Genomic DNA, 14,079 nt, shown 5'->3' with positions numbered 1-14,079 from the left:
TATAATAATCCTTTATTTCATGAGAAATATTATATTACTTATAATAATACCACGAATGGCAAAAGCCTGCGTGTTTAATACAGTATGATTATAACAGATGGTATTTGCAGTTGGAAAATTCGTATATGTAATAAATAAAATTGTGCTCTGATAACAATGGAGCATAAAAAAATTGTGCTTGGGTACATTGACTGGATTAAAAGGTACATGGTAGAATGAACGTAATTCCTAAGAGCATATAGTTTTATCGAGCAGAGTCGCTCAATTTCCGTGAGGAGATTGGGCGGCTTTTATTTTTATACTTTATGCAGTCAGCACGATATCAATTGTTGTATTTAGTTTGAGAAATTTATATTGGGAGTATTTTCTGTAATAAAGGGGCGTCTGTTATGCTGAATATATTCGATTTAAAAAAGAATTATGGAGATACGGAAGTTCTGAAAAATATAACCATAAGAATCGATGATGGTGAAGTGGTTTGTATAATAGGTCCTTCCGGTTCGGGGAAAAGCACTTTTCTACGCTGCCTGAATTTGTTGGAAGTGCCCACAAGTGGGAAGATTTACTATAATGGCAGTATTCTTGATGAAGATCTTGACAGTAAGCGAATGCGCCGGGAAGTGGGAATGGTATTTCAGAAGTTTAATTTGTTTCCTATGTTTACAGTATTGAAAAATATTATGTATGCACCGATACATGTGAAAAAAATGAAAAAAAAAGATGCGGAAATTTTAGCACACAGTCTTTTAAAAAAAGTGGGATTGGATAATAAGGCAAATGCCTATCCGATGCAGCTTTCCGGTGGGCAGCAACAGCGAGTCGCCATTGCCAGAGCACTTGCCATGCAACCTAAGCTACTCTTATTTGATGAGCCTACTTCTGCTCTTGATCCTGAACTTGTCGGTGAAGTTTTAAATGTAATGAGAGACTTGAAAAAAGATGGAATGTCTATGGTTGTAGTAACGCATGAAATGGGGTTTGCCCGTGACGTTTCTGATCGAGTCGTATTCATGGATAAAGGTTATATCGTAGAAGAAGGGTGTCCTGCCGATATATTTAATCATCCTAAGGAAGAACGTACTCAGCGGTTTCTTAACAGAGTACTGGGGGGAATGTAAACATGGATAATTTACTATCTCAGTTACATTTTGCGACAGTTGGGCAATATTTAGTGCCCTCTCTTATTGATGGTGTAGGAATTGTTTTAGAAGCTACATTTTTCGGATTTATTTTAGCTACCATAGTGGGTGTATTTATCGCTGTAGGAAGATTATTCGGATGGAAACCAATAAAAATATTTTTGTATGTTTTTTTAGAAATAATAAGAGGAACTCCTCTTTTGGTGCAACTTGTGTATATATATTATGTTGTTCCGCTTATTATAAACCTGTTAGCTGGAATGCTGGGGTATAAAACTGATATGCAGATAGCACCTTTGACTGCAGGAATAGCAGGTTTGGCAATTAATTACGGCTGTTATATGTCAGAAGTTGTCAGGGCAGGAATAATAGCGGTAGATAAAGGCCAGATGGAAGCGGCTTTAGTGCTGGGGTTTGGTAAATATGAAGCATTATTTCGCATCGTGATGCCCCAGGCTCTGCGCAGTATAATTCCATCTTTGGGAAATTATTTAGTAATGATGATCAAGGATACATCTTTATTGGCATATGTGGCAGTAAACGAATTGTTGCTGCGGACACAAACATATGCATCACAAACTTTTTATACGATTGAAGCGTATAGTTATCTGGCAATTGCCTATTTGATTTTGAGTGTACCATTGTCACATTGTGTAAAATTCATTGAATATAAACTTTCTTCATCTAGTCGTTAGATGAAGAATAAAATGAAAGGTTGGTTTTTATGAAAATTTATCACAAAAAAGTTATTGCTTTGGGACTGAGTATTTTGGCGGCATTATTCATTTTTGCCGGATGTGGATCTAATAATACGGAAAAATCCACGGATTCATCTTCGGCACAAAACACTGCAGATGGTAATACACTTGATAAGATACGCAAAAGTGGTGTATTAGTTGTGGGTTCTTCCAATGATGCACCGTTTGCGTATATTGATGCCAAAACCAACGAATTTTCCGGTGTGGATTCAGATATAATAAAAGAAATAGCAAGGCGGCTTGGTGTCAAAAAAGTTGAAATGAAGCAGATACCTTTTGAAAATTTGCTTATTTCTCTTGATAACGGATCTGTGGATATGGTTACAGATGCAATGTATATAAAACCTGAACGGTTACAAAAAGCATTGTTTACTAATATCTGGTATACGGAAGCTGAAGCTGTTGTTGTAAAAAAAGAATCTGATATAAAGAGCAAAAGTGATTTAAAAGATAAGGTTATTGGTGGACAGAAGGGAATGACTTTTCTGGAACTTGCTGATAAATGGAAAAATGATGGAATAGTAAAAGATGTTAAGGTATTCAATAGTCAGTCAGAACTGATGATGGCGGTTAATACGGGCAAGATAGATGCCTGCGTTACTGATGGAATTGTCGCAGCCTATACCTTAAAACAAAATTCCTCACTTGATCTGCGTATATTAAGTCCCTATGAACCGGAAGCTTCGGGGAAAATTGGTGCGGCGGTGAGATTTGCTGATAAGGATCTGTTGGATGCAGTAAATACCGAATTGGAAAAAATGCGCAATGATGGTACCTTAAAGAAAATACTGGAAAAATATGGGTTACCTGAAAGTTATATGGTGTTATCGACAGATGCTGCTGTGACTAAAAATATTAAATAAATTTATAAAATATAAATGAGACTGTCGTACGTAATCATTTTCATTGATAATATGCAGTATATCGTTCCCTTGGTGTCTATTCTTAAAAGAATGGAGAGGCATAGCAATGGTAGATTTGCATCTTTATAAAGTGAATGTTGTTCGTGCGGCGGTTTTATTTTTGTTGAAAGGTATTTTCAATATGGATTTTTCAGTTAACTGATATTTATAGGTAAAAAGAGATGATTGCTATGTGTTTTTCAAAGTTGTATAATTTTTTCGTGAAAGTTTACCATAAATGTAAGTAAATATTTATAATATCTTGAAAAAAATCATCGAAAATTTAAAATATTAGTTGCGATAATTTAAGATGTAATGTCGGATAATAGGTGGCTGTTTAAAAGGATGCTGTGAAAGGCAGGAAACTATGACTAAGAAATTATTTGAAGATAATGTTATGGAAAAAGAGTGCGGAGCAGTGGTAGAAAACTGCGTACCGATGAAATCAGGGTTTGGTATTGTGCTTGACCAGACTGTGTTTTTCCCAGAAGGAGGCGGGCAGCTTAGTGATGTTGGCTGGCTGGAGACAGAAGCTGATGAGAAAATTCCCGTTACGCATGTTTGTATAAAGGATGGTATCATTTTACATGAAATCAATAAGGAATTATCTGTCGGAACTCGTGTCAACGCAGTATTGGATTGGCAGATTCGTTTTGATCATATGCAGCAACACTGTGGTGAACATTTATTATCATATGCATTTTGGAAATTGTTTGGGTGTGATAATGTAGGTTTCCATATGAATTCTGAAATAGTTACTATTGATCTTGACAAAGCAGTATCACTGAAAGAAATTCATCGGGCAGAAGAGTTGGCTAATAAGCAAATTCAGGAGAATAAGATCATTAGAGTAAAATGGATGTCACATATGGAAGCTGCAAAACTTAATTTACGGAAATTTAATGAAAAAATTACCGGTATGTTGCGTATTGTAAGCATTGAGGGAAGTGATACGTGTACTTGTTGTGGTACGCATCCGCCGGCAACTGGGATGGTGGGACTGGTTAAAATATTTCATACGGAAAAGCATAAAGAAGGAATGCGTATTTATTTTCTGTGCGGACGGCTGGCACTGCAGACGATTACTCAACGCTTGGAAGCATTGGCAAAAGCAGCTCGGACACTTTCAGTCAAAGATGAGGAAATTGCCGCCGGAGTTGCCAGACTTAGTGAAGAAAATCGACAGCTTAAAAAAAATTCTCACGAACAAGGTGAAATGCTTATGGAATATCAAGTCCGTGATTTGCTGGCGGCATCACATACAGATGCAAGAGGAAATATTTGTTTGACTGTATTATCAGATACATTAACGGCTAATTATGCTAAAGAATTGGCTAAGCATTTGGCGAAAATACCAAAGGCACAGGCGTTGATAGCATATGCTTTTAATGGCCGTATCAATTATATTCTCTCGCTTGGAAATGAGGCTGCTGGTGATTGCCGAAAAGTATTGCGGCAAATCAATGATATGCTTAACGGACAGGGGGGTGGCAAAGAAAACTTTGCTCAAGGAAGTGCTTCAGTACAACATGGATGGCAGGAACTGTTAAAAAAGATTATTTAGAAATTTAAAAATGTAAGGGTATTTGAAGTAATTAATCAGTGATTTTGGGATTTTATCTGGTTTTGTGATAAAAAAACTGCCAACATATTTTTATGGTGACAGTTTTTTTGCAATAATAATATAGTTAAAACATAAAATAGTATTAGATATTTCTACGGCCTACACATTTTTCAATGGCTGCTTCAAATATATCCAGACCAGTATCGAGTTGTTCATCAGTTATTACCAGAGGAGCCAGAAAACGTATGACATTATTATAGATGCCGGCACTTTCCAGCAATAATCCATGCTGTACTGCTTCGGCAATCAATTCATTGACCAATTCTCCGGCTGGCTCCTTACTGTATTTGCTTTTAACGAATTCTATACCGATCATACCGCCTAAACCACGAATGTCACCGATAGCATCATATTTTTTCAACCATTCGGCATAACGAGTTATGACTTTTTTCCCTATTTCGATGGAACGTTGGGCCAGATTGTCCCGCTGCATTATTTCAATGACTTTTAAAGCCGCCGCGCAGGCTAAAGGATTGCCGCAATATGTTCCACCGATGATTCCAGCTGGGACAGCCTGCATAATTTCATCACGGGCAACAATGCCACTGAGTGGAATACCGGCTGCTATTGATTTTGCCATTGTAATAATGTCTGGCTGTACACCGGCCTCACACCAGTATTCAGTCGCGAAAATACGACCGGTACGGCAGAAACCGCATTGTACTTCATCGGCAACAAGAAGAATACTATATTTATCACAAATTTTTCGTATGGCTTGCACCCATTCTATTGGAGCAGGAATAAAACCTCCTTCACCTTGTAATGGTTCGACAACTATTGCTGCTACATATTCAGGATCGGAGCAGTTGCGAAAAGTTTCATAAAGTTTTTCGACATAATAGTCAATGGCTTTTTCTTTTGGCATACCGTCTGGCCGACGATAAAGATAAGGAAATTCGGCGCGATATACACCATCCGGAAATGGACCCATTCCCCTGGCATAGGATTTTTTTGCAGTCATGGACATTGTAAGTAAAGTACGTCCATGAAAGGCTCCGGAAAATACTATGATATTGGGACGTTTGGTAAAGGCTTTGGCTATCTTTACTGCGTTTTCATCGGCTTCAGCACCGCTGTTGGCAAAAAATGTACGTTTTTTATTACCTTTGACTGGAGCAAGTGAATTGATCGTTTCAGCTAATTTCACGTAGCCTTCATGTGTGATGACGTTAAACATTCCATGAAAATAATTTTCGGCTTGTTTTTTTACAGCTGCTATTACTTCCGGGTGACTGAATCCTATATTTAAAACGCCCACTCCACCAATAAAATCTAAGAAACGGTTACCATCAAGATCTTCGATTATTGCTCCGGCACCGCGCTTGATAACCACGGGATAACCACAACGGATAGCACTGGGAATAGCCTCGTTCCTTCGATTTATGACTGAAGCTGATTTTGGCCCCGGCAGATGTGATGTGACTATTTTAGGCAGGTCATCTTTTAACATTATACTTATCTCCTTTGCATAAATTAAAAAACTGTAGGCAAAACCCAATTATCAATGAAGATATATGGCTTCGTTGCCGTACAGTTTTATTTTAAATACTTCTTTATAGTATCGCAGTGGAGATATTGTCACAACGGAATATGAAACTAATCTTTTTAAAAAAGTTTGTACTTTACGCACAAATAGAATTACTGTATCATAAATAAAAGTAAAATTATTGATAACTTTATTGTGCCTGACTGGGAATTTGTATGAAGGAGAGCTGGTAGGATGTCTATCCAAATGAAAAAGATATTTAACGAGACAATCAAAATTTATCAATTAACTTTACTCGCCGGTAAAAGTGGGCTGGATAATGAGATAGTCTGGGTGCAATATGTGGAAGATATAGCAACCTCCAATTTTCTGCGTGGTAATGAACTGATAATAACAACAGGATTATGCAGTAACGGTAAAGTCTGGATTATGGATTTTATAAGAAAGCTGATTGCACGAAAGGCATCAGGAATAATTATTAATATTGGTAAATATATTCAAGTAGAAGATATTGATGGTGATGTTATCTCTTTGTGTGAAAAGAAAAATTTTCCTTTGTTAACAATGCCTTGGCGAATTCATTTATCCGATATTATGCAGGATTATCTTGATAGATTGTTTTTAGCTGCGCAGACCGATAATGAAATTACAGAGATGGTAAGGCAGGCAATTTTTAAGCCGGAAAAATTTATGGCGGAAATAAAAAACAGTAAAATAAATAATTTGATGGATAATCGTTCGTTTCATATAATGGTTTTTAATTATCCGGCAATTATTTCTGAAAAAATACATGTAGAGATATTACTGCACAATAAAAAATTATTAAATCAAATTCAAAAAAAATATGTTGCATTTTGGCAGAAAAATTTATTGATTATGATTGTTAGTGAATCTGATAAAGATAATCTGCAGAAAATTATAGCTGAATGTGATAATTTTCAATATAGATTGTTGCATAAGAGTGAAATTCCTTGTGGAGTTAGTTCCAAACACAAGGAGAATAGTTCTTTTAATGAAGCATTTAATGAGGCTGTGGCAGCAATTTGCGTTGCGTCGTTATATAATGTTAATACTTTGTTTTTTGATGATCTTGGTGTGTACAGAGTATTGTTTGCCACCAATAATAATAATATGTTAAAAAAGATACATGACACTCTTTTGTCGGTCGTAATAGAATATGATGAAAAGCATAAAGCACAATTATACAATACTTTGCGAATATATCTTTTTAATAACAGCAGTTTGCAGACAACAGCCAAGATTACTTTTACACATCGCAATACGATAAATTACCGTATTACAAAGATTCGTCATTTGCTTGATTGTGATTTGGATAATGCTGTGGTACGATTTAATTTGATGATGGCATTTTATATTTCTGATTATCTGCACATCATTGATATGAATTTACATTCGTAAATAATAGATAAAGAATATGGTTGATGAGAATGAATGAATTAATTAAACAAAAATTGCAACAATTACCGATTAATCCTGGCGTTTATATAATGAAAGATGTCAATAAACGAATAATTTATGTCGGTAAAGCTGTGGTATTGAAGAATCGTGTGCGGCAGTATTTTCAAAGCAATAAGAATCATTCGGCCAAGGTTATAGCAATGGTTAAGAGAATTGCTGATTTTGAGACGATAATAACAGATTCAGAAATAGAAGCATTGATTTTAGAATGCAATTTGATAAAAAAACATCATCCGCATTATAACATAAGTTTGCGTGATGATAAAACTTATCCGTATCTGAAGGTCACTTTGAATGAAGACTTTCCGAGGGTGATAATAACGAGACGCGTAAAAAAAGATGGTTCACGTTATTTTGGACCCTACACGAATGTAGGTGCAGTCAAAGAAAGCCTGAAATTGCTGCGCAAGTCTTTTCCGCTTCGAACCTGCAAAAATATGAATGTTGACAGGCCATGTCTTGAATATCACATAAAACGTTGTTTAGCACCGTGCGTAGGGAAAATTGGTAAAAATTCCTATGGTGAGATGGTAAAGTCAGTTGTATTGTTTTTGGATGGAAAAAGTGCTGTGCTGGAAAAAAATTTACAGCAACGAATGGGAAAAGCGGCAGCAAATCTTCAGTTTGAATTGGCTGCTTCATTGCGTGATCAATTGGCAGCAGTGCGCAAGACAACAGAAAAACAAAAAATAATGCTTGATGGCGGTGACCAAGATGCTGTGGGAATGGCCCGCTCGGTATATGGTGCCTGTATTCAGGTGTTTTATATAAGAAACGGCAAGATGATAGGACGAAGCCATTTTATCTTGAAGAATAGTGAGGATGAGACTGATGAGGCAATACTCACAGCTTTTTTGCAGCAGTATTATAATCAGGCATCTTCATTACCTAGAGAAGTGTTATTACCAATAAAAATAGATGAAAGCATATTGATTGAAAAATGGCTTACAAAGGCACAAGGTAATAAAGTTGAAATAATTGTACCGCAGCGTGGCGTGAAAAAGGATATTGTAAATATGGCTGAGGAAAATGCTGATAAATTTCTCAGGGATGAACAAGAACGGATAATGAGAGAAAAGGCCAAAACTACAGGGGCCGTAGAAGAACTTGGTAAATATTTGAAACTGCCGCAACTGCCACGACGTATGGAATGTTTTGATATATCTCATATTCAGGGATCGGAAACGGTAGCCTCGATGGTCGTATTTGAGGATGGTGAGCCCAAAAAGTCAGATTATCGGCGCTTTAAAATAAATTCTACAGAAGGAAAACCCGATGATTTTATGTCGATGCGCGAAGTGACCAAACGGCGTTATGAAAAATTAACTGAAACAGAAATGCCTGATCTGATAATAATTGACGGCGGCAAGGGACAGCTTAGCTCAGCCTTGGAAATAATAAGAGGGGCAGGTCATTTGAGTGTTCCCGTAGTTGGATTGGCTAAACGTTTTGAATACATTTTCATTGAGGGTGAAAGTGAACCTGTTATTCTACCACGGCATGGGGAAGCTCTTTATCTGGTACAGCGCATTCGTGACGAAGCTCATCGGTTTGCCATTACATATCACAGAAAACTGCGCAGCAGGCGCAATATGGTATCAATACTGGATCATATCGATGGAATTGGACCGAAAAGGCGCAAAGTACTTTGGGAGCACTTTGGCCGTCTGGATAAAATAAAAGCGGCAACAGTGGATGAAATGGCAGCTGTAAATGGTATGACTAAGCCGGCGGCGCAGGCGGTGTACAATTTTTTTGCGGCGCAGCAATCATTTATTGACAACAGGTGACCGCTATGTTCATGCTGTTGTGTTTGTCAAAGGATTGATTTACAATAAATATATCAGCAGCAAGGGATGGGATAAAATGAAATTGATTGATTTACATGTTCATTCGACAATGTCGGACGGAACGTATACACCGGAAGAAGTTATAAAATTAGCAAAACAGCAGGGACTAGCGGCAGTTACCCTGACTGATCATGATACCATTGATGGATTGGCTGAAGCCGCTGCTGCCGCAGCCAAAACTAATGTGGAATTTATTAACGGTATGGAAGTTTCCGTTGATTATAAAAATCGTAAACTGCATGTTGTTGCCTTAGGATTTGATGCAGATAGCCCGGCGTTTAAGAAAATATATAAAAAAATTCGCAGCAATAAAGAAAAAGACATGGATAAAATTATTGCTAAAATAAAGGATAAGGGTATTGATATAAGTGTTGAAAAAGTTAGTCCATTTATAAATGGGACAAAGCTGGAAAATTATGGAATAATGCGTTATTTGGTTTCCGTACATGCAGCGGATCGAATACAAAAGATATGGGATACTTATATAAATCCGGCGGTGGAGGAATTGGGCCTTAACAAAAATGTTGAAATTGCGGAATTAGCGCGGGGAATTCATCAGGCCGGAGGTGTGTTGTCATTGGCACATTTTCATAAAAACATCGGTCTTAAAGGTCTGACACGTATTGAACAGGAAAAGGCCATTGCCCAGCTTCACAGTGAAGGTTTGGATGGTATGGAAAAATATTATACCAATTATACGGAAGAAGACAGAATGTTTGCTGCGGCAATGATTGATAAATATAAACTTTTACCGACAGGCGGCAGTGATTTTCATGGACAAAACCGCATCGGAGTTGATCTGGGCACAGGTTGTAATAATAACTTGAAAATACCATATGAATTTTATGAAAATATATTGAATCATAGTAAATAAGTGTAATTTTATCGATTATCCGATAAACGATATATTTTGGTAGGTCGACCACGCTTACCAAGTGTTTCCTGTCCAATTTCAACAACAAGATCAGCTTCTTTTAGACCAGATAGTATCCTTTGTACATTGCGGATTGTTACATTGAGATATTGGGCAAGCTGAGTTGCAGAGAAACTAACTAATGACATTTTTTGCAGTATAAAGATAATGCGATTATAGGTTTGAATACTTACGCCAGCTGTTTTTAATTTTGCCGTAAGCAGAGGTTTATTAGTACCTGCTTCGTAATGTAGTTCATTTTTTGTGCCGAAATGTTCAGTTATTTTTCACCGTCAATAATATAAATGGAATTTTGAGTGTTTTCATGCCCATTGGCAAGTGCTTTATGGGCGTTTACCTGCGCGCCGAAAACTGTTGGGGCAAGACCAATGCCGCATAGAATATCAACATGGCAGTTTAATTGGATTTCAGTAATAAAAGAACTAATTTCTGTAGAATGGTTTTCTATGGAACCTCTTGATGAAAAAATTTCATAATAACCATCATTTTTTTCGATGAGATACCCATTGACTGTTTGGCATAGTGATAATATATTATTTTTCAATAACAGTTCCAATTTTTGTAATTTGTAATAGTTACCATAGTGTCCGATGAATTCATCATAATTTTTAATTTTTATGCAGATAATACCTAACTGGCTGTTACGAAAATGAAGCCCAGTGAGTTTTTCATCTAGTAATTGTATTGCCTGGCGCCAGGAATTTATGCCTACTTCTATGCGTTTGCAGGGAATATTTAATTTTTCAAGCTCCATCTGGACAGCGTGTAATGTAGTAAATATGATATCAATTTTATGGGATTGCCATAATTGACGGTGCTTTTTTATTACATCATCAAAGATACAGGGAATATTATACTGTTGCAAGAAGAAATCTTTATGGGGAATTTTTAACATGTTTAAGGATTCTTTAAAGATTTCAATCTCCTGAATGGGACAATCCATGGATATCCTTAATGAGTTATTCATGTTTTTATATAAATACTCAAGTATATATTTATATATTTCATATCCTGAAATTACACTGCAAACAGTAGTGAGTTGTTCATTATTGATATATTTTTTTGCAAAATAGTAGGGATTTGGTCCAGTAAAAAGCAAGCCGTCGACTTGATTGGAATGTTGTATCATAATATTTTTTAATGCAGTAAAACTATTATATATATACGGTATATATTTATAAGAATCTTTTTTTAAAATGCTTTCAGCTAATTCTATCATATGTTGAGCTGATTCTGTTGATGCGCTTATTACACCTATTTTAAACATATATTGTCTCCCTTATCGGATTATATTTATATATAAAAGCTTACTAATCATTTTACTTTTGTGCAACTATTATTTTGCATAATCATAATATAGTTCATTTTATCTGATGATTACCATAAAAATTTATTGAACATAAAATTTCCCCTGATTAGAATTTTAATATTCAGCATAGGGGAAATTTTTATAGATGATAGTTTTATAAAATTTTTGTTTTAGAAGTTATAAATTAAAAAAAGAATTCAATACGGGAGTATATTCCATTATAATCAGCAGGATTATGACCATAATCAGCGGATAATCTTTTTCCTTTGTAATATTCCAGCATTGTTAATATATTTTTGTCTGGAACATAATCAGCACCGATTTCTAAACCTTTGGTGTCACGTCCACTGATATGATAAGTTGGTGAAATTGTAGCAAATTGTCCCAAATAGCGATAGCTGGCGTAAATATCCCAAGAACCTGCTTGTGCGGGACTGGCATTTTTGTATTTTATTGTCATATCATAAGCTTTGCTTTGGTCATCACCAAGATAAGCGGTGTATGCGTCCATATCACTTTTAGCATATATACCAAACAATTGAAGTATCATTGGTCCTGTTTCCATTGGCAGTTGATCTGTCTTTTATTCCGCGGTATTAAAATAACACTGGTAATAATTACGCAAATTTTCTACCAGATGAGGATCGGCACCTTGTGATACGGCACGCTGCATATTTTCTTTTAAGATGTTATCATTGGGTATTCCCATGCATTCTTCGTTGACTAAAACATCTTCACCAAATTTTACATCATAACCAAATGATAGTAGCTGTTTGATAACAATACAGGCTGTGCGGAATTCTGTCCAACCCGATTCTGGGTGGCGATGCAGATCACGCCGGCATTTTATTGTATTTTTTTTAAACTTTCAGCTAATTGCGAAATTTGTGTATCAAAATCCATAATGTATTCCTCCAAATTTAAGAACAATTCTTTAAGTATTCGTTTATTATAATAAAACATTTTAGTTTGTTTGTTAAACACTGCTGTTATTTAAAAAAATAAATATTTAGCATATATGTATACTAAATATTACATAGTATATTAATATATTGTTGCATTTTTATTGTTGCATTTTTATTTTTGCTATATAATATTTATAAATAGAAATTTAAAGAGGTAAAGTGATTGTTAAATATAGGAAATCATATATCAGCAGCAGGCGGTTTTTTGGCGATGGGCAAAGAGGCCGTTAGTCTCGATGCAAATGTATTTGCTTTTTTTACTCGCAATCCACGCGGCGGCCGAGCAAAAAAAATAGATGAAGAGGATATTACAAAATTTAACGCATTTTGTCGGGAAAACAATATTATTAAATTAGTGGCACATGCTCCGTATACACTTAATGCCTGTTCGGGTAGGGAGAATATAAGGCAATTTGCTAAAGAAACTATGGCTGATGATTTGAAGCGTATGGAATATGTACCGGATAATTATTATAATTTTCACCCGGGCAGTCATGTTGGGCAAGGAGTACAAATAGGTATAAGGCAAATTGCTGAGTGCCTTAATGTAATATTATTACCGGAACAGAGAACGACGGTGCTGCTGGAAACAATGGCTGGCAAGGGAACAGAAATCGGTCGCAGCTTTGAAGAGATACGTGCTATCATTGATAAAGTACTATTACAAGATAAAATTGGGGTATGCTTGGACACCTGTCATGTTTTTGACGGTGGATACGATATTGTCAATGATCTTGATGGTGTTGTTCAGCAGTTTGATAACATTATTGGTTTGCATCGTCTTAAGGCGATACATTTAAATGACAGTAAAAATAGCATGGGATCACATAAAGATCGCCATGAAAAGATTGGTGCGGGCAATATCGGACTTAAAGCATTAACCGGAGTAATCAATCATCCAAAACTTCGACATTTGCCTTTTATTTTGGAAACACCTAATGATCATGACGGGTATGCCGGAGAAATTGCTATGTTAAGAGAAAAATATATTGAATGAAGATGGGGATAGGATAGACTTTGAATATATGATAAGATTATAAGAAAGACCAATTTGAGAAAGAGGGAGTTATTTTGATAAGAGACTTTGATGGTAAGACACCGGCTGTTGACAGTAAGGCATATGTTTTTAATGAAGGCTGTGTTATAGGAATGGTAGAGATGGACGAATACAGCAGTGTTTGGTTTAATGCTACAGTTCGTGGTGATATAGCTCCGGTAAAAATTGGCAGGTATACCAATGTACAGGATAATGCAGTACTGCATGTGGCTGATGATCTTCCCTGTATAGTTGGTGATTTTGTAACTATAGGGCATAGTGCTGTCCTGCATGCATGCACAGTGGAAAATAATTGTTTAATAGGGATGCATGCTACTGTATTGGATGGAGCGGTAATCGGTGAGGGATCTATCGTTGGTGCTGGTGCTTTGGTTACTAAGAATACTATTGTTCCACCGCATTCATTAGTACTTGGTGTACCGGCCAAAGTCGTTAAATCTATGAGTGTGGAGTCTGCTAAAAGTATTCATGCACAGGCAGTTAAATATAAAACAGCTTGGACTGAGGGCTATGGTATATTGCCCGGTGCTGCCGGTGAAAAATATAATGGTGAAAAAATAGTCTAAGGGCAATAAA

Annotated in this window: 14 protein-coding genes; 9 read left to right on the top strand and 5 right to left on the bottom strand. The window is 36.2% G+C overall.

The genetic code is table 11. The features are described 5' to 3' along the window. Positions 1-389: 389 nt before the first annotated feature. From F8M42_RS08370 to F8M42_RS08355, 4 genes are all read left to right on the top strand, one after another. Positions 390-1,118, top strand: a complete 729-nt coding sequence (locus F8M42_RS08370; RefSeq protein WP_182185924.1) for an amino acid ABC transporter ATP-binding protein — start codon at positions 390-392, stop codon at positions 1,116-1,118. Positions 1,119-1,120: 2 nt separating this feature from the next. Next, a complete protein-coding gene (locus tag F8M42_RS08365; protein ID WP_182185923.1) occupies positions 1,121-1,834 on the top strand; it encodes an amino acid ABC transporter permease in 714 nt (237 codons plus the stop codon). Positions 1,835-1,863: 29 nt separating this feature from the next. Then, positions 1,864-2,760, top strand: a complete 897-nt coding sequence (locus tag F8M42_RS08360) for a substrate-binding periplasmic protein (RefSeq protein ID WP_182185921.1) — start codon at positions 1,864-1,866, stop codon at positions 2,758-2,760. Positions 2,761-3,166: 406 nt separating this feature from the next. Further along, positions 3,167-4,363 (top strand): alanyl-tRNA editing protein, encoded by a 1,197-nt coding sequence (locus F8M42_RS08355; RefSeq protein WP_182185919.1) that lies wholly within the window; start codon positions 3,167-3,169, stop codon positions 4,361-4,363. A gap of 142 nt (positions 4,364-4,505) precedes the next feature. Here the strand turns inward: F8M42_RS08355 and F8M42_RS08350 are convergent, their stop codons facing one another. After that, positions 4,506-5,873 carry an aspartate aminotransferase family protein gene (locus F8M42_RS08350; protein ID WP_182185917.1) on the bottom strand — a complete coding sequence of 456 codons (1,368 nt, stop codon included), beginning with the start codon at positions 5,871-5,873 and terminating at the stop codon, positions 4,506-4,508. Positions 5,874-6,155: 282 nt separating this feature from the next. Between F8M42_RS08350 and F8M42_RS08345 the strand changes: the two genes are divergently transcribed. Genes F8M42_RS08345 through F8M42_RS08335 form a run of 3 tightly spaced genes read left to right on the top strand, consistent with a single transcriptional unit; the run spans position 6,156 to position 10,112 of the window. Further along, complete coding sequence (locus F8M42_RS08345; protein ID WP_182185916.1) at positions 6,156-7,328, top strand: PucR family transcriptional regulator; 1,173 nt, start codon at positions 6,156-6,158, stop codon at positions 7,326-7,328. A gap of 29 nt (positions 7,329-7,357) precedes the next feature. Continuing rightward, positions 7,358-9,178, top strand: a complete 1,821-nt coding sequence (gene uvrC / locus F8M42_RS08340; RefSeq protein WP_182185914.1) for an excinuclease ABC subunit UvrC — start codon at positions 7,358-7,360, stop codon at positions 9,176-9,178. Beyond that, entirely contained in the window at positions 9,144-10,112 is a 969-nt protein-coding gene (locus F8M42_RS08335; protein ID WP_229711311.1) for a PHP domain-containing protein, read from the top strand. The genes uvrC and F8M42_RS08335 overlap by 35 nt, the downstream gene beginning before the upstream one ends. 8 nt (positions 10,113-10,120) lie before the next feature. Here F8M42_RS08335 and F8M42_RS08330 read toward each other — a convergent pair whose 3' ends face one another. The 4 genes from F8M42_RS08330 to F8M42_RS13745 form a co-directional block, all read right to left on the bottom strand. Next, the gene (locus tag F8M42_RS08330; RefSeq protein ID WP_182185912.1) at positions 10,121-10,300 is read right to left on the bottom strand and encodes a helix-turn-helix domain-containing protein; all 180 of its coding nucleotides are present in this window, start codon (positions 10,298-10,300) and stop codon (positions 10,121-10,123) included. 131 nt (positions 10,301-10,431) lie between these two features. After that, positions 10,432-11,439 carry a hypothetical protein gene (locus tag F8M42_RS08325; RefSeq protein WP_182185910.1) on the bottom strand — a complete coding sequence of 336 codons (1,008 nt, stop codon included), beginning with the start codon at positions 11,437-11,439 and terminating at the stop codon, positions 10,432-10,434. Positions 11,440-11,665: 226 nt separating this feature from the next. Then, the gene (locus F8M42_RS08320; RefSeq protein WP_182185909.1) at positions 11,666-12,031 is read right to left on the bottom strand and encodes a putative porin; all 366 of its coding nucleotides are present in this window, start codon (positions 12,029-12,031) and stop codon (positions 11,666-11,668) included. 33 nt (positions 12,032-12,064) lie between these two features. Continuing rightward, complete coding sequence (locus tag F8M42_RS13745; RefSeq protein ID WP_268233939.1) at positions 12,065-12,190, bottom strand: hypothetical protein; 126 nt, start codon at positions 12,188-12,190, stop codon at positions 12,065-12,067. Between the two features lie 467 nt (positions 12,191-12,657). On the opposite strand from F8M42_RS13745, the gene F8M42_RS08315 reads away from it, so the two are divergent. Both F8M42_RS08315 and F8M42_RS08310 read left to right on the top strand, forming a co-directional pair. Continuing rightward, a complete protein-coding gene (locus tag F8M42_RS08315; protein WP_229711543.1) occupies positions 12,658-13,443 on the top strand; it encodes a deoxyribonuclease IV in 786 nt (261 codons plus the stop codon). 74 nt (positions 13,444-13,517) lie between these two features. Continuing rightward, positions 13,518-14,069 (top strand): gamma carbonic anhydrase family protein, encoded by a 552-nt coding sequence (locus tag F8M42_RS08310; RefSeq protein WP_229711310.1) that lies wholly within the window; start codon positions 13,518-13,520, stop codon positions 14,067-14,069. Positions 14,070-14,079: the final 10 nt, after the last annotated feature.

The organism is Pectinatus frisingensis (assembly GCF_014076555.1).
GTDB classification, from domain to species: Bacteria; Bacillota; Negativicutes; order Selenomonadales; family Selenomonadaceae; genus Pectinatus; species Pectinatus frisingensis.
This window is presented reverse-complemented; position numbering and strand designations above follow the sequence as displayed.

What these genes read in the sequence shown, in the direction of transcription:
- F8M42_RS13745 (WP_268233939.1), bottom strand. Translation starts at nt 12,190, where the DNA reads ATGGGAATACCCAATGATAACATCTTAAAAGAAAATATGCAGCGTGCC.
- F8M42_RS08345 (WP_182185916.1), top strand. Translation starts at nt 6,156, where the DNA reads ATGAAAAAGATATTTAACGAGACAATCAAAATTTATCAATTAACTTTA.
- uvrC (WP_182185914.1), top strand. Translation starts at nt 7,358, where the DNA reads ATGAATGAATTAATTAAACAAAAATTGCAACAATTACCGATTAATCCT.
- F8M42_RS08320 (WP_182185909.1), bottom strand. Translation starts at nt 12,031, where the DNA reads ATGATACTTCAATTGTTTGGTATATATGCTAAAAGTGATATGGACGCA.
- F8M42_RS08330 (WP_182185912.1), bottom strand. Translation starts at nt 10,300, where the DNA reads ATGTCATTAGTTAGTTTCTCTGCAACTCAGCTTGCCCAATATCTCAAT.
- F8M42_RS08370 (WP_182185924.1), top strand. Translation starts at nt 390, where the DNA reads ATGCTGAATATATTCGATTTAAAAAAGAATTATGGAGATACGGAAGTT.
- F8M42_RS08325 (WP_182185910.1), bottom strand. Translation starts at nt 11,439, where the DNA reads ATGTTTAAAATAGGTGTAATAAGCGCATCAACAGAATCAGCTCAACAT.
- F8M42_RS08315 (WP_229711543.1), top strand. Translation starts at nt 12,658, where the DNA reads ATGGGCAAAGAGGCCGTTAGTCTCGATGCAAATGTATTTGCTTTTTTT.
- F8M42_RS08355 (WP_182185919.1), top strand. Translation starts at nt 3,167, where the DNA reads ATGACTAAGAAATTATTTGAAGATAATGTTATGGAAAAAGAGTGCGGA.
- F8M42_RS08360 (WP_182185921.1), top strand. Translation starts at nt 1,864, where the DNA reads ATGAAAATTTATCACAAAAAAGTTATTGCTTTGGGACTGAGTATTTTG.
- F8M42_RS08365 (WP_182185923.1), top strand. Translation starts at nt 1,121, where the DNA reads ATGGATAATTTACTATCTCAGTTACATTTTGCGACAGTTGGGCAATAT.
- F8M42_RS08350 (WP_182185917.1), bottom strand. Translation starts at nt 5,873, where the DNA reads ATGTTAAAAGATGACCTGCCTAAAATAGTCACATCACATCTGCCGGGG.